Origin of the sequence: Acidovorax sp. Root219 (assembly GCF_001428665.1) — a bacterium.
Lineage (GTDB): Bacteria > Pseudomonadota > Gammaproteobacteria > Burkholderiales > Burkholderiaceae_C > Acidovorax.
In genome coordinates, this window is sequence record NZ_LMIJ01000001.1 from 330,055 (window position 1) to 345,397 (window position 15,343).

Annotated in this window: 26 protein-coding genes; 8 read left to right on the forward strand and 18 right to left on the reverse strand. The window is 66.1% G+C overall.

Annotation, left to right across the window (positions count from 1 at the left end; all coding sequences use genetic code 11):
* Positions 1-3 precede the first annotated feature (3 nt).
* The 15 genes from ASE28_RS01540 to ASE28_RS01615 all read right to left on the reverse strand — a co-directional run bounded on the left by ASE28_RS01540 (position 4) and on the right by ASE28_RS01615 (position 10,891).
* On the reverse strand, positions 4-1,377 hold the full coding sequence (locus ASE28_RS01540; protein WP_057264053.1) for a hypothetical protein: 1,374 nt from the start codon (positions 1,375-1,377) through the stop codon (positions 4-6).
* 2 nt (positions 1,378-1,379) lie between these two features.
* A complete protein-coding gene (locus tag ASE28_RS01545; protein WP_057264055.1) occupies positions 1,380-1,616 on the reverse strand; it encodes a hypothetical protein in 237 nt (78 codons plus the stop codon).
* Between the two features lie 2,325 nt (positions 1,617-3,941).
* Positions 3,942-5,402: a terminase large subunit domain-containing protein gene (locus tag ASE28_RS01555; protein WP_057264059.1), complete on the reverse strand. Its 1,461-nt coding sequence runs from the start codon at positions 5,400-5,402 to the stop codon at positions 3,942-3,944.
* A complete protein-coding gene (locus ASE28_RS01560) occupies positions 5,395-6,096 on the reverse strand; it encodes a hypothetical protein (protein ID WP_235516012.1) in 702 nt (233 codons plus the stop codon). The genes ASE28_RS01555 and ASE28_RS01560 overlap by 8 nt, the downstream gene beginning before the upstream one ends.
* A complete protein-coding gene (locus ASE28_RS01565; protein ID WP_057264061.1) occupies positions 6,093-6,395 on the reverse strand; it encodes a hypothetical protein in 303 nt (100 codons plus the stop codon). Before ASE28_RS01565 ends, ASE28_RS01560 begins: the two co-directional genes overlap by 4 nt.
* An 8-nt stretch (positions 6,396-6,403) precedes the next feature.
* Positions 6,404-6,715, reverse strand: a complete 312-nt coding sequence (locus tag ASE28_RS01570) for a hypothetical protein (protein WP_057264063.1) — start codon at positions 6,713-6,715, stop codon at positions 6,404-6,406.
* Positions 6,712-7,062, reverse strand: coding sequence for a hypothetical protein (locus tag ASE28_RS01575; RefSeq protein ID WP_057264065.1), 351 nt, complete (start codon positions 7,060-7,062; stop codon positions 6,712-6,714). The genes ASE28_RS01570 and ASE28_RS01575 overlap by 4 nt, the downstream gene beginning before the upstream one ends.
* 2 nt (positions 7,063-7,064) lie before the next feature.
* Positions 7,065-7,529 (reverse strand): hypothetical protein, encoded by a 465-nt coding sequence (locus tag ASE28_RS01580; RefSeq protein WP_057264066.1) that lies wholly within the window; start codon positions 7,527-7,529, stop codon positions 7,065-7,067.
* The gene (locus tag ASE28_RS01585) at positions 7,522-7,956 is read right to left on the reverse strand and encodes a hypothetical protein (RefSeq protein WP_057264068.1); all 435 of its coding nucleotides are present in this window, start codon (positions 7,954-7,956) and stop codon (positions 7,522-7,524) included. The genes ASE28_RS01580 and ASE28_RS01585 overlap by 8 nt, the downstream gene beginning before the upstream one ends.
* Positions 7,953-8,486 carry a hypothetical protein gene (locus ASE28_RS01590; protein WP_057264070.1) on the reverse strand — a complete coding sequence of 178 codons (534 nt, stop codon included), beginning with the start codon at positions 8,484-8,486 and terminating at the stop codon, positions 7,953-7,955. Before ASE28_RS01590 ends, ASE28_RS01585 begins: the two co-directional genes overlap by 4 nt.
* On the reverse strand, positions 8,483-8,719 hold the full coding sequence (locus tag ASE28_RS01595) for a hypothetical protein (protein WP_057264072.1): 237 nt from the start codon (positions 8,717-8,719) through the stop codon (positions 8,483-8,485). The genes ASE28_RS01590 and ASE28_RS01595 overlap by 4 nt, the downstream gene beginning before the upstream one ends.
* Positions 8,716-9,171 carry a hypothetical protein gene (locus ASE28_RS01600; protein WP_057264074.1) on the reverse strand — a complete coding sequence of 152 codons (456 nt, stop codon included), beginning with the start codon at positions 9,169-9,171 and terminating at the stop codon, positions 8,716-8,718. The genes ASE28_RS01595 and ASE28_RS01600 overlap by 4 nt, the downstream gene beginning before the upstream one ends.
* The gene (locus ASE28_RS01605) at positions 9,168-10,031 is read right to left on the reverse strand and encodes a hypothetical protein (RefSeq protein WP_157421805.1); all 864 of its coding nucleotides are present in this window, start codon (positions 10,029-10,031) and stop codon (positions 9,168-9,170) included. Before ASE28_RS01605 ends, ASE28_RS01600 begins: the two co-directional genes overlap by 4 nt.
* Positions 10,032-10,073: 42 nt before the next feature.
* Positions 10,074-10,391 (reverse strand): hypothetical protein, encoded by a 318-nt coding sequence (locus ASE28_RS01610; protein WP_057264078.1) that lies wholly within the window; start codon positions 10,389-10,391, stop codon positions 10,074-10,076.
* Between the two features lie 206 nt (positions 10,392-10,597).
* A complete protein-coding gene (locus ASE28_RS01615) occupies positions 10,598-10,891 on the reverse strand; it encodes a YdaS family helix-turn-helix protein (protein ID WP_082607811.1) in 294 nt (97 codons plus the stop codon).
* Between the two features lie 75 nt (positions 10,892-10,966).
* Here ASE28_RS01615 and ASE28_RS01620 point away from each other — a divergent pair, with 75 nt between their 5' ends.
* Positions 10,967-11,662, forward strand: a complete 696-nt coding sequence (locus tag ASE28_RS01620) for a S24 family peptidase (protein WP_235516013.1) — start codon at positions 10,967-10,969, stop codon at positions 11,660-11,662.
* A gap of 13 nt (positions 11,663-11,675) precedes the next feature.
* The gene (locus ASE28_RS01625; protein WP_235516014.1) at positions 11,676-11,981 is read left to right on the forward strand and encodes an HNH endonuclease signature motif containing protein; all 306 of its coding nucleotides are present in this window, start codon (positions 11,676-11,678) and stop codon (positions 11,979-11,981) included.
* A gap of 70 nt (positions 11,982-12,051) precedes the next feature.
* On the opposite strand, the gene ASE28_RS01630 is transcribed toward ASE28_RS01625, so the two are convergent.
* A complete protein-coding gene (locus ASE28_RS01630; protein ID WP_057264080.1) occupies positions 12,052-12,348 on the reverse strand; it encodes a hypothetical protein in 297 nt (98 codons plus the stop codon).
* On the reverse strand, positions 12,345-13,007 hold the full coding sequence (locus ASE28_RS01635) for an SOS response-associated peptidase (RefSeq protein ID WP_057264082.1): 663 nt from the start codon (positions 13,005-13,007) through the stop codon (positions 12,345-12,347). The genes ASE28_RS01630 and ASE28_RS01635 overlap by 4 nt, the downstream gene beginning before the upstream one ends.
* Before the next feature lie 177 nt (positions 13,008-13,184).
* Between ASE28_RS01635 and ASE28_RS01640 the strand changes: the two genes are divergently transcribed.
* Genes ASE28_RS01640 through ASE28_RS31765 form a run of 3 tightly spaced genes read left to right on the forward strand, consistent with a single transcriptional unit; the run spans position 13,185 to position 14,032 of the window.
* On the forward strand, positions 13,185-13,496 hold the full coding sequence (locus tag ASE28_RS01640; protein WP_057264084.1) for a hypothetical protein: 312 nt from the start codon (positions 13,185-13,187) through the stop codon (positions 13,494-13,496).
* 33 nt (positions 13,497-13,529) lie between these two features.
* A complete protein-coding gene (locus ASE28_RS01645; protein ID WP_157421806.1) occupies positions 13,530-13,811 on the forward strand; it encodes a hypothetical protein in 282 nt (93 codons plus the stop codon).
* 26 nt (positions 13,812-13,837) lie between these two features.
* Entirely contained in the window at positions 13,838-14,032 is a 195-nt protein-coding gene (locus tag ASE28_RS31765; RefSeq protein WP_157421807.1) for a hypothetical protein, read from the forward strand.
* A gap of 25 nt (positions 14,033-14,057) precedes the next feature.
* Here ASE28_RS31765 and ASE28_RS01650 read toward each other — a convergent pair whose 3' ends face one another.
* Positions 14,058-14,276, reverse strand: coding sequence for a hypothetical protein (locus tag ASE28_RS01650; protein ID WP_057264088.1), 219 nt, complete (start codon positions 14,274-14,276; stop codon positions 14,058-14,060).
* Between the two features lie 14 nt (positions 14,277-14,290).
* On the opposite strand from ASE28_RS01650, the gene ASE28_RS31090 reads away from it, so the two are divergent.
* The 3 genes from ASE28_RS31090 to ASE28_RS01655 all read left to right on the forward strand — a co-directional run bounded on the left by ASE28_RS31090 (position 14,291) and on the right by ASE28_RS01655 (position 15,313).
* Positions 14,291-14,500 carry a DUF1508 domain-containing protein gene (locus tag ASE28_RS31090; protein ID WP_082607813.1) on the forward strand — a complete coding sequence of 70 codons (210 nt, stop codon included), beginning with the start codon at positions 14,291-14,293 and terminating at the stop codon, positions 14,498-14,500.
* A gap of 396 nt (positions 14,501-14,896) precedes the next feature.
* On the forward strand, positions 14,897-15,031 hold the full coding sequence (locus tag ASE28_RS33350) for a hypothetical protein (protein ID WP_255361016.1): 135 nt from the start codon (positions 14,897-14,899) through the stop codon (positions 15,029-15,031).
* A 12-nt stretch (positions 15,032-15,043) separates the two neighbouring features.
* Complete coding sequence (locus ASE28_RS01655) at positions 15,044-15,313, forward strand: hypothetical protein (RefSeq protein ID WP_057264089.1); 270 nt, start codon at positions 15,044-15,046, stop codon at positions 15,311-15,313.
* Positions 15,314-15,343 lie beyond the last annotated feature (30 nt).

Below are 15,343 nucleotides of genomic sequence, written 5' to 3' on the forward strand. Positions count from 1 at the left end.
TGGTCATGCGGCACCTGCCCCAGTCGTGTCGCCAGATGCTGGTCCTGCAGGCGCGGGGGCCGGAGTGGTAGCAGATGCTGGCGTGGTCTTGATGACCCAGCTATTCGGGTCGTAGCCCAGGCGCTTGGCGTATTCGGTGAGCTGCGGGTTGTAGGTGGCAGCGAGGTCGGAGATAGCGCGGTCTGCCTTCTCGGGCGACATGTCGCTGGTGTTGATCTGGAACACCTTGGTTGCGTAGTCAGAGCGCAGATTTGTCAGGGTGCTGCGGTCGTCGGCAGCGGTCTGCCGGTCGGCCCTGCGGTCGTCGGCGTCCAGCTGCGCATTGAGGCGCGCCATGCTGGTGTCGGGCTGGAAGTTGGCCGCCTGCGATGCCGCGTTGAGCTGCGCAATGGACATCTGGTTCTCAGCCGCGAACTTGTCCCGCGCGGTCTGGTAGCCGTTCTGGATGGCGTCGCGCTCAAGTTGCAGCTGCTGCTGGCGGTCCAGCGTCTTGTAGTCGCGGTCCCACTGCTGCTGCGCGGCCCACTCGTTCGCCTGCACGTTGAAGTCGGCCATGTAGGCGTCGCGCACGAACTGGTTGTTGTCGCGCGAGAACGTGTTCGCCTGGCCGGCATTGAACTCGCCTGCGCGGGCGTAGGTGCTGGCGTCCTGCTGGGCAATGGGCATCGCCGCGTCGTACAGCGCCGACTCGCCGGCCGTGGCAGCCATGCTGCTGTTGAGCAGGCCCCTGGTGTTCGACTGCTGCATGGCGCGGGCGCGGGCCTGCTGCATCAGCGGGCTGTCGTCGGCAATGATCTGCTGCAGCTGGCTGCGCACCGTCTCGTTGGGCGACACCTCCCATTTCGTCATGCCCTGGAGCTGCGACAGGTTGATGCCGGTCTTGGGCGGTGCCTTCGAGTCGTAGTCCCACCCGCTGCCCGAGAATGTCCACTTGGCGGCTTCTTTCTGGAACCCATCCCACTGGTCGGTCCCGTACTTGGACGCATCCATGACCTGCTGGCCGGATCCGCCGTGCTGTCCGAAGATCTTGCCGACCTCGGCCGCTGTCAGTCCCAGCTCGCTGGCCTTGGCCCCGATCTGGTCGAAGCTCTTTCCCGTGGCCCAGCCGCGAGCTTCGTCGTACTGGGCTTGGGTGAAGCGGTCGGCCGGCGCTGCGGCAGGGGCGCTTGCCACCGGTGCTGCCGCAGTGGTGGGAGTGGAGGCCCAGTTGTAGGAGCTTTGATCGGGCGTGGTGCCCCATGCCTGGCTGGCCAGGTTGAACTGGTCGGCCGTGACACCATACTTTTCAGCCCCCACGCGCGCCAAGTCGGCATCGCTGGCGCCGTTGGCCTTCTCGCTGGCATAGGCTGCGTTGATCTGGTCTTGGGTGTATGCCATGGTCAGTAGCCTTTCGTGCGGTCGGTGGTGCCGCGCTGCTGCGCCTGCAGAGCGATGCGGCCTGGCAGCGCCAGCAGTGCCTGCAGCTCCTGGATGGAGGCCTGCGCGGCGCGGATCTCGGCGTCGGTGGAACGCACCGTGGTGCACACGGTGGTCAGCTCGGCGATGCGCTCGGCGGCATAGGCCTCCACGCCGCGCCACACGGCGGTGGCTGGGTTGATCTGCGTCTCCCAGGTCATACGCCCCTCCCGGTCTGGGCCGCGAACTCCATCTCGGCGTTGAGCATCTGGGCCTTGTTGTCGCGATCGGCTTGCTTGTCAGCCAGGATGGCCTGGGTTTTCTCGCGCTCGTAGCCGAAGCGGCGCATGGCCTCTTCCTGGGTGATGTTCAGCCGAGCCGCTGTGTCGGCGACCTCCAGCTGCATGCGCCGATCCATGATGTTGGCATTGGCCGCCATCTCCTCGCGGCGCAACGCCTGGTCTTCCTTGTGGATCTGCATGGTCTGGTCCAGCCTGGCCTTGTCGAGCTCCATGCGCATCGCCACGTCGGATTTCTGCGGTCCCTGCTGCTGCTCGGCCTGCTGCATCTTGGCAATCTCCTGCTCGGTGGGCAGCACGCGGTCGGGGTCGAGCTTGAAGGCGCGCGCAAACTCGCGCATCAACCGCATCTGGTTGCTCGGCGGCAGGCCCATGGCCGAGCTGGTCTGCATGAAGGCCTGCAGCCTCTGGGCCTGGCCTTCCAGCTCCACGAGCGCGGCGATGCCCATGGCCCGCACCCGGCTGTCGCCCTTGATCTCTTTCTTTTCGCTGTACTGCATGTTCCAGTCGAAGAAGCGAGTGATCAGCGGCGTGACGATGTCATCGTCCCAGTTGCGCACGGCGCGGCGCACCCAGAGGTTGGCAGCCGTGTAGGCGATGCTGGCCCCGGTGGCGCTCTGCATGTAGTTGGGCGCCTCGGTGCCTTGGAGGAATGCGGGCAGCGTGCCCACCTCCTCGATCAGCTGCTTGGACATCCCGAAGATCTCCTGCAGTTCCTTGAGGCGCGCATCGATGGCGATGAACTGGATGCCTTGGCGCGCATCCGCCCCCGGGCGCTTGTTGCGCCAGAACTTGCCCGGCGCCATGCGCCACGAGCCATCCACCGGCTCGNATCCACCACCACCTGGGGCAGCACGCACAGGCCCATGTTGTCGTGCATGGCGCGGAAGGAACTGTTGGCGCTCTCCTGGTTGTCCCGCACCTCGTAGGGCATGCCGAAGCCGAAGATGCTGGCCTCGTCCATCTGCCAGGTGAACACGCTGTAGGGGTGCTCATTGCTGTCCAGCGGGTTCAGCGCGGCTTTCAACACCTCGCCCTGGCTGCCGAACCAGACCACGCCGGTGTAGGTCTTGAGCGGGTCGTCCTCTACCGCGCAGCCGCAGTCGATCAGCTCCTGGGCCGTGATGGGGCCGTGGTACTCCCAGACCTCGTAGCGCCGATCCTTGGCGCCGCTGCTGCCGCTGATGGCGCGCAGGCGCTCGCGGTAGTTGTTGGTGGGGGTAGTGGGATCTGTCCCCAGCATGCGGCGCAGAGCATCGGCGTCCACGTCGGGCATGTCCTGCAGGTCGGCCGCTTCCTGCTTGGTCAGGTAGTGGCGCTCGAAGACGAACTCCGCCTCGCGGATGTGAGTGCTGCTCATGTCGGGGAAGAAGTTCCACAGGTCCACCCGGCTGGCCTGGGGCAGCGGCTTACGGGTCAGGCTCATGACATAGGCGCCATCGCCCTGCTGTGTCCAGCGCTTCGTGGTGCGGAACAGTGGCACGGGGCCCTTGAGCACGCCGGTGCCGTACAGCACCGCGTCATGGATCACGTCCCGGGCGTGGCGCGGGTAGCTGCACTCCGCGAGCTGGTCATCGATCTCGCGCTGCATGGCGTCGCAGGCCTTCTTGGCCTCGTCCATCAGGGTGCCGATGGCGGCCTTGATGGAACCGGCTGTCAGCATGGGCCCCTCGGGCGACTGCATGGGCGTCTCCGGCGGCAGCTGGTCGGCCAGGCCCAGAGCCTCGTCCAGGTCCGGCACCGGCGTGGGCTCGATCACATAGCTACGTTCGTCGCTAGGGAACAGCATGTCGAAGAGCCGCGCCTCCACCAGCCCGCACAGCCGGCGCGTCAGCGGCACGAAGATGCGGCTGCCGTACTCGCCCTCGTCGCCGAACATGCCCGGGTCGTACTGCCCGTTGAACTGGCGCACGTCCTTGTACCAGCGCTCCTCGATCACCTGGCGCTGCTGCACCTGCTCTTGCGCCAGTGTCAGCAGGCGACGGCCCAGGGCGCTGACCCGCACGGCACGGGCTTCGGCGTCGCGGCGGTCCTGGTCTTGCTGCTGGCGCTGTGCCTCCGGATCGACCTGCTGCTCGAGCAGCGCCACCACCTCGTCGGCCGTGATCTCGCCAGCCGCAACCAGGGCGGCAAGCTCTTCTTCAGACAGGCCGGCAAGGGTCGGAGGTTGGGCGGTGGCAGCGTTCATGCCGCGCATGGTCACGCGCGCGGCCCGAATCCCCCACCGGTGGCATTAATGCCGTTTGGTCAGTAGCCGCCGCGCCGGTTGGCCATGTTGGAGCCGCCGCCCAGGGTGGAGGCCTTGGGCTGGGTGATGGCGAAGCGCTTCATCATGTTCCCGTAGCGGCTGGCGCTGATCAGGTCGTCCTGCAGCTTGACGATGATCCCGTCCTTGCGGTGGTACATGCGCCACTCTTCAAGCCAGTCCACGCAGGTGGTGAAGACCTTCCATCGGCCGGTCATCATCCGGTCCAGCATGTCCGACACCCCCGCCTCCACCCCGTTGCCGCCCTCCCCTTCTTTCTGCCCTTCCACGGGGTCGTGGGTCGCGCGATCGCGCAGCATGCTCACGCCCAGCGCCCTGTACTGGCCCGCAAGCTGCTCGCCGCTGCCCTTGTCGTGCTGCAGGCCGTCGTGCGGCCAGGCCACCGGGATCCACTTACCCCGGGCCGCCAGCAGAGGGGCCTGCATGGCCACGCTGGTCTCTCGCACGCGGAACGTGTCGTACACGTAGACCGTGTCGGTGTCCCGGTCCCACGCCAGCCAGGCGGCCGCGGCCGGGTGGTCCCAGCCGAAGTCCAGGCCCACGATGCGCGGCCAGTGCGCCGGCAATGCGAACGGCGGGACGGTGATGCTGCTCTCTTCGACTGGAAACACTTTGCCGCTCCCCATGGATGGAACGCCCAGCGTGCGCGCTTCGCGTTCGTGTGCGGGATACCCCGCGATGATCTGAGCTTTGCGCTCAGGCGTGTAGTGGTCGACGTCGTGGATGGTCATGTTGACCATGCCGGCGTCCGGGTACTTGGCCAGCTCCAGCCAGAACCGCATGGCGATCGCGGTCATGCCCTTGAGCAGGGTGCAGGTCACGATGACGGGCCCGAACGCCGTATTGGTGCGGGTCAGGCCCTCCATGTAGATGTCCTCGGGCGGCTCCTCGTCGAACCACACGCCCTCCACGGTGTCGGCCTGCCACTTGCCGCGGCCCTGGTCGTAGGACTTCAAGCTGATGGTGCTGATCGACTGCACGCCGTTGGCGTCGGTGAAGCGGATCTTGGCCGTGTCGATGAACTCGTTCACGTGCCGGCTCCACGTGAGGTCGACGATGCAGTCCTTGGGGATGCTGCCCGTGCCCGGGTCGGTCTTGGGATCCCGGCCGAAGAGGTAGCGCTGCACGCCGCGCCTGGTCAGCTCCCCCGATTCGGACCCGGCCAGCCAGTTGTTGCCCCTGGTGAAACGCTTGCCCGCCCACCACGCCGGGTATCGGCCGGTCAAGTGCATGGCCACTTCGTTGGCAGCGCTCAGCGTCTTGCCCAGCTGGTTGCCGGCCGAGAGCATGCGCTCGCGCTTGTCCAGGCCCATAGCATGGAACAGCGCCTGCTTCGGATACGGGCAGTACAGCTCCAGCTGGTTCTCCATCACCACCCGGCGCAGTCGCAGCTCGAGCGCCGCCAGCTCCGCGTCGCTCAGCGATTCCAGGACGTCATGCACCGGCGGCCGACTCCCGCCGTCGGCGCAGCTCCTCAAGGGCCTGCAGCGCGCTGGCCGCCCGGGCTGGAGTGAACTCGGCAACCGCCAGGGCCAGAGGGTCGGTGCCAGGAGCCTTGTCCTTGGCGTCCATGCCGAAGGCCGTGCGCTCCATGTCGACCAGCTTCTGCAGGCTCTCGGCCAGCGTCTTCATGGTCTTGGCGCGCTCGGGCAGGGCGATCACCGCGTGGTACAGCTCGTTCAGCCGATCGCGGCCGGTCTTCTCGTCGGGCTTGCACATCAGCTCGCCCAAGTCACTCAGCAGCGCCAGAGTGTCTGGGTCGGTCTGCTGGGCCAGCTCGTCCAGCAAGGCATTCGTGAGCACGCGCGCCCGCAGGATGTCCTTGCGGTGCGCCAGCCTCACGTCGGCGATGGCCTGGGCGTTGGCCTCGACCACGACCTTTTCCGACGCGGCCTGGTTCGCGCGTACCTCACTGCGTACCGCATCCTTGCGTACCAGCTCCTCCGCCTTGGCCTGGATCTTCCCGGCCAGATCGCGCACCCACTCCTCGCCTGGCTTCTTGGCCCTCTTGCGGATAGCGCCCTCGGTGATACCGTGCTCCGATGCGATCTCGCGCAGGCTCTTCACCCCGGCACGGTAGTCCAGCTCGATGCGCTCCCAATCGGCTGGCGCCTTGCCCTTCGCCTTCTCTGTCACGTCCGTGCCCCCCGCACCATGGCTTCCATGTTGGCAATCACCCGCAGCCGGTCCATGTCGTGTGCGCACTCCCCCCGCAGCCAGTCCGCTGGGAACAACACGTTCACCGCGCTGACCGCCGCATAGGGCACGTGCTCCCGCGCCGCCTTGATCAGTGCCGTGGCTGCGCCCAGCGGGTGAAGGTCCCCACGCAGGTAGACCATGCCCGGGCCGGTCACGCCGGCGTGAAGGGTGGGCGCCCCAGGTGCCAGCAGCTCGATGAAATGCAGGTCTTCAGTCTCGTCGGTGTCGTAGTCCATGGTCTCTCCTATCGAATCAATGCCAGTTCGCGGCGCATGTCCACCTCGCGCACCACGATGGGCGCAGGCTTGGGCACGATGCGATAGCGCTTGGTGTAGCGGCGGCCCAGGCTGCCCACGGCAGGGCCCATGACGCTGCGCACGGGCAACTTGCACAGGGCCGAGCAGATCTGCGAGTTCTCGGTCTTGGGCACGCCAAGGGCGGCGCCGATCTCGTGCACGCTGTAGTCCCGCGTCTGGTTCTCGGTCAGCAGGCGCTCGATGCGGGCCTTGAGGCCGTTGCGCCGGGCGCTGGTGATGGTCTTCTTCACGTCGCTCATGCAGATGCGGCCCTTTCCATGCCCAGTAGATCCAGCACCACGGCGCCGGTGTCCACGTCGTACCAGTCCGAATCGGTCAGGTTGTTGATCAGGAAGCGCTCGAAGTCCGCCCGGGGCGTGCTGGCCATGATCCGCTGCAGCTTCTTGGGCGCGCCGCGCCATGTCGGCTCCACGCCCACCTGCCGGGCGGCCGCCAGGTTGTGGTGGCCGTCCACCAGTACGCGGTAGGGCTTGCCGCGCAGCGTCACCTCGATGACGTTGACCACGAACACCTGGAACGTCGCGGCCTTGCGCAGCACGATCGTGCGGTCCAGGTGGCGCTGGGATGAAACGAGGGGGGCGGACATGCTCAGTACCCTCCCCGCGCCAAGACGTGCCGGTGGTACGGCGCCCGGATGCGGTCGTTGAAGAGCTGGCGCGCCAGCGGATCGGTGTCCAGGTCCTTGCGCGAGCCCACCCTGCAGGTGGTCAGGATGAACTGGCGGGCACGGTCCTCGGTCATCTGCTCGGGCGCGCAGCCGCTGCGCATGGCCAGCCAGGCCTGGAAGCCTGCGTCGCGGCACCAGTGCACGGCGCGGAAGCACAGGTCGCCCAGCTTCTCACGCGGAGCCTTGCTCTCGCCCGGCGGCACCGGCTCCTCATCGTCGCCGACCTGCACCAGCACCGCCATGAACCGCTTGCCGTCCATGCCTTTGAAACGATCGAGGTCGGCCGAATCGGCCAGCGCGAAGGTGACCTGCACGCCCTGGGTGCTGCTCTCGGACCAGCGGCGCAGCTGCACCTCGCCGGCGAATGTGGGTTGGATGTCAGACATTGCGGGTCCTCCGGTATGGCCACGCCACCATGGCGGCGTCGCGCTCGTGCTGGTTGCACCGGCCCTTCCAGCCGGTGGTGATGGCGAAGCTCTCGGCGTCGCGCTTGGCGCCCTTCGCGGTGGGGCTGATGCCGTGGGCGGGGATGCCCAGCTCGGCACACAGGTCGGTGATCAGCCGGCACCAGGCGTCCACCTGGCCAAGGCTGCGCGCAGTGGCCAGCGCGGCACCGTAGGCCGCCTTCTGCCGGGCGTTCCAAGCGCGCGTCTCCAGGCGGCTGTCTTCGAACACGATGCGCGCCGGCATGCGGCCACGGATCAGGCGCTCGATCTGGTGCGGGCCGACCGTCTCCAGGTCGGACAGCTCGCCATCCACGAACGTGGCCACACCTGTGCTGGCGCCTGGGTCAATGCCGAGGATCAGGCTCATGCGCGCCCCCCAGCGATCAGGCCCGAGAACATGCCGCCGGCGGGGGGCACGGTCGGCACCTGGCCGCGGCGATATCGGCTCAGCGTGGCGGGGCTGACACCCAGCTCGGCGGCCAGCGCCAGCCCGGTCTTGTCGCTGGACATCACGTACGCCACCTGCAGCGGCGACAGCGCGGCGCGCCTGCGCCCCGTAGCCCGGCTGGCCAGGATCCGCTTCGTCTGGCCCCGGTAGCGCTTCGTCTCGCGCAGCCACTGGCCAAACTCCACCTCGCTGGTGCACTTCACGTGCGCGGGGTTGCAGCAGGTCCACTCGTCGCAGGAGCCATACACGCGCCAGCCCTCCGGCACGGCCTTGCCGTTGGCGGTGTGCCAGACCGCGCGCATGCCGCACTGCGTGACCAGGCGGCCGTCGTGGCGCGTGAAGTCCGGCGCATAGATGCAGGGTCGGCCGTCAGGGCGCAGCGCGCCCCGCCACAGCCAGTGCCCATCCTTGACGACACAGCGCCCCTTGATCTCTTCGAGCGTCTTCATGCGCCCCCTTCCTTTCGTGGGAATCGCAACTTGCCCACGGCGTTGCGCTCCAGGTAGCCGAGGCGGAGCAGACCATCGATGTGGAACTGCGCGCCGTTGGGCGATGCCCAGCCAAAATGCTTGGCTACCAGCGGAACGGGCGGCAGCTGGTCTTCGGTGGCGAAGAACTCGCGCATGTAAGCCAGCACCAGCAGCTGGGTGGCGGTTGGCACGGAACCGTGCGGGCGGCTCATGACTGACCTTTCGAGTGCAGACCCAAGGCCTCGCGCGCCACGCGCAGCGAGTTCGGCGTCACGCGCTCGCCGGACATGGCCCGGTTCACGATGACGTGCGCCCAGTCCTTGCCACCCCTGGTGCTGGTGCCCTGCAGGATGGGGCCCAGGCGCTGCAGCGCTTCGGCGACACGCTGTGGATCCGCGCGGGGCGCCTCCAGGCGCGGCACCGGTGGTGGCGGGGCCAGCCGGGCGATCGCGCGGAACTCCAGCACGGTCGGCGGCTTGATCGGCAGGTGGGCCAGGGCGTAGGCAATCGCCTCCGGATGCGCCTCGAAGCCGGACAGCTCGTGCGACCAGTCGGCGTGCACTTCGACCAGGTCGATGCCCTCCCAGCGCCCGAGGAAGTCCCGGCCGTAGGCCAGCGTCAGTTTGGAGAAGATCCTTTGGACCCATTCAATGGGCAGGCTCATGGCAGTACCTCGATGGCTGGTTGGGTGTGGGGCACCACGCGGGCGGTGGTGTCGACGGTGCGGAAGAAATCGGTGGCGTCTTGGTGGGCGGCGGCGGGCGCGCGGCGGGCGATGCTGGGGGCGGCCTCCTGCACACGTTCGCGCATGGATCGCTGGTAAGCGGTTTCGGCAGGCGCAGCCCCCGGGCCTGGCCCGCGCTCGTCGGGCCGCAGCCAGTCGGCTTGCAGCCCCTGTGAGCCGCGCATGCACCACACCTGCAGGAAGCGCTCGAGGGACAGGCCGGCCTTCGCGCATTCGCGGCGGGCTTCGTCCAGCACGGTCTGCGTGACGGGGGCGCGCTTCTTGGCCCTCAGGTCCGTCCAGTCATTCCAAGCCTGCTCGGCCACGTCATCGGGCCGGGGCGGCGGAGGGGCTGCGCGCTTGCGCGCCTTATCACCGATAGGTGATTTATCTTCTCTACTCTTCTCTTCTCTGGGCGTTCTCGTGCGTTCGGCTGCGTTCGCTGTGTGGTCAGTCGCGTTCGCGGGCGTTTGCTCGCGTTCTTTCTTGGCCTTTTGCTCCTCACGCCATGCTTTGGAACGCTCCGCAGACCCATCCTCCCGGGCCGGCTGGCGCTTTTCCCATGCGGACACGGCCGGGCCCTCCATCACGCGGCCCTGCATAGCCGCGAGGATGGCGTCCACCTGCAGCGTCTCCAGGTCGAGTGCGCTCGCGATGTCTTCCGGATTAAGGTTTTCCGTTCGCCCGCGTTCGGTTGCGTTCGATGCGTTGTCGAGCACGTGCAGAAATACCGAGATGACATCGCCGATGCGCTGCTGCGACAGGCGCGCGATGGTTCGCCACTTCGGATCGTTTTGCATGCCGCTCCAGAGGCGGTACCAGGGGGTAGTGGCCATTCGCGTTCAGCCCTCCCCCGCCGCCGGCGGCAAATCCGGAAGGTCTGGATTGCCGCGCACGACGCGAGTGGTCACAGTAGCGGCATGGAGTTCAAGCCGTGCCCAATCACCCAGTACTTTCTGCGCCACGCTCGCGCGGCTACCGCCCCGGACCTGCCAGTGCGCATCGATGACAGCCACGAGCCATTTCGGCGCGGAGAAGCGCAGCTCGGTGAAGTCGTTCTCGTCGTTGCGGGCCTTGGCGAACTGCAGCCCGCCTTCGGATTCATTGTTGTGCATGCCACCCCCGTGGAAATTGATCAGGAACCCGCCGGCCAGCAGCACAGCGGTGGCGCCCGCTCCATTGAGGAGACAGGGCGAGAAATGGAGAGCGGGCCCATTGGTGGCCCGGTGAGCGGTGCCGCCCGGGCCGTGATGGCCAGGCGCTGGCGCGGTGTTCGCGCGGCGGTCATGCCGGGGCGCGCCTCCGAGCGAGGACGGCCGCCAATACCAGCAAGCGAAGCGCAGTAGTGCTGGGTGTGCGTGTGGGTTCAGCCATGAGCTGCGGCCTCCAACTTTGCAAAGTCCATCACAGGCCGCCCGTCGAGATGTGGCCATGCAGCGTCCGGCAAACGCACCCAGCGTTCATCAGGCCGAAGTTCTTCAACCGTCACGACGCCACCCGTCGCACGCTCGATGGCTACGCAGTTCTCGAAGCTGGGCTTTCGGTCTGCGTAGCCGTGCTGCCACTGGCGGATCTGAGCATCGCTGCCAGCGCCGATGCGCGAGCGCAGCTCGGTGACGGACAGCGCGCCCTGGCTTGAGAGGTATTCGTGCAGGTTCATGCCTCAGAGAATATAGCATTTGCTACTGCATTTCAAGTAGCAAACGCTCTTGTAGCGCATGCTACTGTGCGCCGCATGGACGAAGACCTGATGGAATGGCGCCGAGGGCGCTTGGGGGCCCTTGCTGAAAAGCACGGCGGCAACGCTGCGCTGGGCCGGTTGTTGGGCTACAAGGACGGTGCCATGGTCGGCCAGATGCTCCGCGGGGAGCGGCCGATCACGGAAAAGACGGTCGCCAAGGCTGAAGAATTACCAGGCTCGGCCGATTGGTTTAGCCGTCCAGCTTCGACGGCTCTGGCGTCCACGGTAACCAGCCTCACGCCAGCGCCCAAGCCAGGCGAGAACGCTGTGCATGTCCCCCTGCTGGCCAACGCCGGCAGTATGGGAGACGGTCAGGACGAGATGCACGACGACGTGCTTATAGGATCCATCGCGCTATCGCCGGACTGGATCACGCGCAGGCTGCGAATCACACGCTTCCAGGACCTGCGGTTTATCCATGCATACGGCGACAGCATGTCCGACACCTTCGAAGATGGCGATATTTTGCTGGTCGACACCGGCGCGAAAGATCCCTCGGGGGCCGATGGTGTCTACGTCCTTGAAGCGGCCCACAGAGTCTTTATCAAGCGGGTTACTGAGCGCTTTGGGGGCAGCTTTGAGGTGACCAGCGACAACCAAAAAGTGAAGGCCGTGGACATCCTGGATGGCAATAGCCAGATCCAGGTTCGTGGCCGCGTAGTCTGGTGCTGGAACGGCAAAAAAATCTGATCGCTGCTGCGAAGTGATCAGGCTTCTGCTGTGCCTTGCGGTCCTCGGTCTCGGCTTCAGTGACGTCGAGGCCCGTATCCCCCGTGACCAGGCGCAGGTCCGGGCATTCCGCTCCGAACACCCCTGCCCCGCCACCGGCCGCGCGCGCGGCGCATGCCCGGGCTGGCAGGTGGACCACATCGTGCCGCTGTGCGCGGGCGGCGCGGACCATCCCAGCAACATGCAGTGGATCAGCCGCGAGGACCATGCGTGGAAGACCTTCATTGACACGCGCGAGTGCCGCAAAGCCCGCCGAGCGCTATCCAGCGTGATGCCATAGGCCTATCATGGAGCGGCCAGACACTCCAAGCTGGCACTCTCCCTTTTCAGCCCGCTTCGCGCGGGCTCTTTTACTGGCGCGGGATATCGGCGTCCAGCACCTCAAGGCTGAACCCGTGCTGCTGGACCACGCCACAAACTGCCCGCGCGGCGTCCTGGGCATCCCACCAGGCGGCCATGATCCGGCCGTCGACATCGAAGGTCTCCGGCGCGTCCTGCTCGTCCTCCATCTCGGCAAGGGCCTCTAGGCAGTCCTCCAGCCGCACTCCGACCTGCGTGAGCACCAATAGGGCCGCATTGATGGCCCGATCACGCAAATCCGGCGGCAGCGCCAGGGCGGGGGCATGGATAGCGAGGTAGAGCCTCATGCCGCTGGCCCGGCAGCGAACAATTCCACGGGCGCCAGGCGCAGGAGGCCCTGTGCCTGCTCCATCGTGCCGGCGAGCCAAGCGTCCACGTCCACGGCCTCGATAGGGATCACGCTGCGCTTGTCCTGCTCGGCTGGGCCCACCTTGGGGTCAGGCTTGTGCATCCTGTTCATGAGCGGGTGTGCATCGGCGTTGATGGTCAACATGGTGTAGCTCTCGTGCACCTCGCCAGTGGCCTTGTCGGTCCAGGTGTTCCACAGGCCGGCCAGGCCCCAGGGGTGGCCATCGGCCCGGGCGAAGCGCCACCACACGTTCTTGCTGCTCTCCCAGTTCGGCTCATCGAAGTTCGCGGCGGGGATGATGCAGCGCTGCCCGCGCGCCCATGGCAGCTTGTAGCTGGCCTTGTCCGCCAGTTCCTCGCTGCGGGCGTTGTTGGTCGGGTACTTCAACTTCGGTTCCTTGGCAAACCAGGGGATCAGGCCCCACTGGCCGACGACGAGCTCGCGGCTGTACCCGGCGTCGTCGCGCGCGCGGCGGATGAAGGGGCCCTGGCCGCGCGGGAATAGCACCTTGTCGAACAGCGCTGGCTGGTTGCGAGCGCCGATTGACCACTCGCGCTCGATGTCTCGCTCCTCGGGGGACACGTACCTGTTGCACATGGAATCGCTCCGATTGGTTGACCAAACCTGCAGGCCTTTCGCCACTCCTGAAAGGTGAGCGCCCATGGTAGACGCTGTGTGGCCGCAGCGCAGTAGAACGTCGGCCATGCAGCGAATGTTACCCGAAATCCATCAAAACACTGTAAATTTATACAGTACTATTTTTGGAGAAGGATCATGCATGCCGTTGACGCCATTTGCACCGTAACCCTTCGGGACTACCCTGAAGGCCTGCCCGCCCAGGCCCGCCATGCGGCCGAGGCCATCTACGTGAAAGAACTGGGGCGCACCCTCGGCGCCGTGAGCCGCATCGGTCCAGCACTCGACGCGGTGGTGGCGCTGGAATTCACCAATGCACCCATTTCCGATGAAGAACTTGCTCTGATCCGGCAATGGGACTATGCGGCGATGGCGGCCCGCCAGGCGGCCCTTCAGTACCTCGGCGAGGCACGGGGCTGCCACTTCGACGTGCAGCGCCTGCATTTCTGAATGCCTGCCATGTGGTGTACGGTGTACCGGTTGATGCAGAACAACAAGCTGCTCCCTGTCGACGCGGCCAAGGCGACGGCTATGCAGGGGTGGCTCATCTATCGGACGAAATCTGAGATAGGCGCGCCGTTTCAGCACGCGCTGCTGCTTCCTGAGCGGGAGGCCAAGGGCCCCGACCCGCTATTGTTGTTGCACCACGCCCACCTCACGCTATGCGACGGTGGCCTGCGCCTGCGTGGCTTTGAATGGGTGGCCACCGGCTCGGCTCCCCACCAGCAGTGGTGGGTGGTACCCACGCCGGGGCCTGCGCGGTGAGCACGCCCCACCCCACCCTATTGCGCGTGCCTCCACTGCCCAGTGCCCGCCCCCGCGGCCGCATGTGGTGGCCAGGCGAGCACCTGCTGCCGCTGCCGGTGGACGCCTATGCCCTGGAGCCCGGCGATCCCATCTGGCGCGTGCGCGAGCTGGGCAGCGGCCGCACGGTCTACTTGGGCCCGGGGCCGTTGCATCTGATGGCTTCGCTGGCGCCGTTCTGAGTCCTGGTCAAAATTTCCTTGGACCTCAGCCGCCACCCTGCGACGATGAATCTTCGGGGTCGGTCCAGGCGATCTTGTGAGCCACTGGGCCCAGGAGCACCGCCGACCGCTTGATGCTGTCCAGTTTCTGCGCTGCGTCGGCATCATCGACCGCGAAAAAGTTGATACCCCACCTGCTCCCAGCATGGGTGTATTCCCCGGCGTATTCGGTCTGGGCATTCCAGCCCGCAATCTGCGCGTTCAAGATGAAGGACCCCTATGCAATTTGAAATCTACCAAGTACCGAACAAGAACGCAGTGGGGCTGCTTGCCATGGTTAGTGGCGAATGGCGCTGGCGTCTGAAGTCGGCAAACCACGAAATCATTGCCAGTGGCGAGGGCTACAAAAATAAAGCCGATGCACTGCACTGCATAGACCTGATTAAGAGCACAACGGCAAAAACCCCGGTGAATGAAGTAGTCGCCTGATCCCTCTGCCAGCACAACAACCAAGCCACCTTCGGGTGGCTTTTTCATGCCCGCCCGGGATGGGCGTCGCTCGACTGTAGCAAAAATATTTCGATTGAGTAGCTTTTGCTATTGACCAACAAGGTAGCAATTGCTACAGTTCAACCCATCGCAGCACACAGCAGCGGTGGGCACCAAGGATCGACTCGGCCGCCCAGGCTCTTTAACAACCAACACACGGGCCGGCGCAAGTCGGTCAACAGGATGGGCGCCCGTTGAACTACCGGACCACGCCCGGCCTGCTGGAGCCCGAGCCATCGGGGAGATGCCAGCGAACCTGCCAAGGGGCAGCGTGATATCAAAGTGCATTCGCCGAGTGCACTTCGACATCACCAGGAGATCGAGATGCCCGATGGAATGAAGTTTGTCCGCCGCGGCCCAAGCAACTACCGCTGGGTCCACGAGCTGGAGATGCTGTACACCGACGCCGACTGCAGCGCCATGTCGGATGATGAGTTCGAACAATTCGTGATCGCTCAAGGCGACGCCTGACGCAGGCCCACCATGCTGAATCAAAACGACATTCAAGCATTCGCCCACAAGCTGCGCAGCCTGGGCATCCCCTGCGAGCACCTGCAGGTCTTCGGCGCGCTGCGCCTGAACGTGCATGTCACATGCCGCAGCCGGAACACTGCAGACAGGTGGACGCAGGTCCTGGCCACCATCGAGCCCGGCCGCACGATCACCTGCACGAAGACGCGCATCGAGCGCAAGCGGTTCAAGGCAGACGCCACCCAGCAGTCGCACATCGGCGGCTGGCTGATCGCGCTCTGAACAGTTTTCGGGGCGGCGACTGCGGTCGCT

Bases quoted from the DNA above. Each gene is read 5' to 3' on its own strand.
- ASE28_RS01595 (WP_057264072.1), bottom strand. From the start codon at position 8,719: ATGAGCCGCCCGCACGGTTCCGTGCCAACCGCCACCCAGCTGCTGGTG.
- ASE28_RS01620 (WP_235516013.1), top strand. From the start codon at position 10,967: ATGGACGAAGACCTGATGGAATGGCGCCGAGGGCGCTTGGGGGCCCTT.
- ASE28_RS01590 (WP_057264070.1), bottom strand. From the start codon at position 8,486: ATGAAGACGCTCGAAGAGATCAAGGGGCGCTGTGTCGTCAAGGATGGG.
- ASE28_RS01585 (WP_057264068.1), bottom strand. From the start codon at position 7,956: ATGAGCCTGATCCTCGGCATTGACCCAGGCGCCAGCACAGGTGTGGCC.
- ASE28_RS01565 (WP_057264061.1), bottom strand. From the start codon at position 6,395: ATGGACTACGACACCGACGAGACTGAAGACCTGCATTTCATCGAGCTG.
- ASE28_RS01630 (WP_057264080.1), bottom strand. From the start codon at position 12,348: ATGAGGCTCTACCTCGCTATCCATGCCCCCGCCCTGGCGCTGCCGCCG.
- ASE28_RS01640 (WP_057264084.1), top strand. From the start codon at position 13,185: ATGCATGCCGTTGACGCCATTTGCACCGTAACCCTTCGGGACTACCCT.
- ASE28_RS01605 (WP_157421805.1), bottom strand. From the start codon at position 10,031: ATGCAAAACGATCCGAAGTGGCGAACCATCGCGCGCCTGTCGCAGCAG.
- ASE28_RS01655 (WP_057264089.1), top strand. From the start codon at position 15,044: ATGCTGAATCAAAACGACATTCAAGCATTCGCCCACAAGCTGCGCAGC.
- ASE28_RS01580 (WP_057264066.1), bottom strand. From the start codon at position 7,529: ATGTCTGACATCCAACCCACATTCGCCGGCGAGGTGCAGCTGCGCCGC.
- ASE28_RS33350 (WP_255361016.1), top strand. From the start codon at position 14,897: ATGAAGTTTGTCCGCCGCGGCCCAAGCAACTACCGCTGGGTCCACGAG.
- ASE28_RS01570 (WP_057264063.1), bottom strand. From the start codon at position 6,715: ATGAGCGACGTGAAGAAGACCATCACCAGCGCCCGGCGCAACGGCCTC.
- ASE28_RS01615 (WP_082607811.1), bottom strand. From the start codon at position 10,891: ATGAACCTGCACGAATACCTCTCAAGCCAGGGCGCGCTGTCCGTCACC.
- ASE28_RS01635 (WP_057264082.1), bottom strand. From the start codon at position 13,007: ATGTGCAACAGGTACGTGTCCCCCGAGGAGCGAGACATCGAGCGCGAG.
- ASE28_RS31090 (WP_082607813.1), top strand. From the start codon at position 14,291: ATGCAATTTGAAATCTACCAAGTACCGAACAAGAACGCAGTGGGGCTG.
- ASE28_RS01545 (WP_057264055.1), bottom strand. From the start codon at position 1,616: ATGACCTGGGAGACGCAGATCAACCCAGCCACCGCCGTGTGGCGCGGC.
- ASE28_RS01575 (WP_057264065.1), bottom strand. From the start codon at position 7,062: ATGTCCGCCCCCCTCGTTTCATCCCAGCGCCACCTGGACCGCACGATC.
- ASE28_RS01600 (WP_057264074.1), bottom strand. From the start codon at position 9,171: ATGAGCCTGCCCATTGAATGGGTCCAAAGGATCTTCTCCAAACTGACG.
- ASE28_RS01540 (WP_057264053.1), bottom strand. From the start codon at position 1,377: ATGGCATACACCCAAGACCAGATCAACGCAGCCTATGCCAGCGAGAAG.
- ASE28_RS01645 (WP_157421806.1), top strand. From the start codon at position 13,530: ATGCAGAACAACAAGCTGCTCCCTGTCGACGCGGCCAAGGCGACGGCT.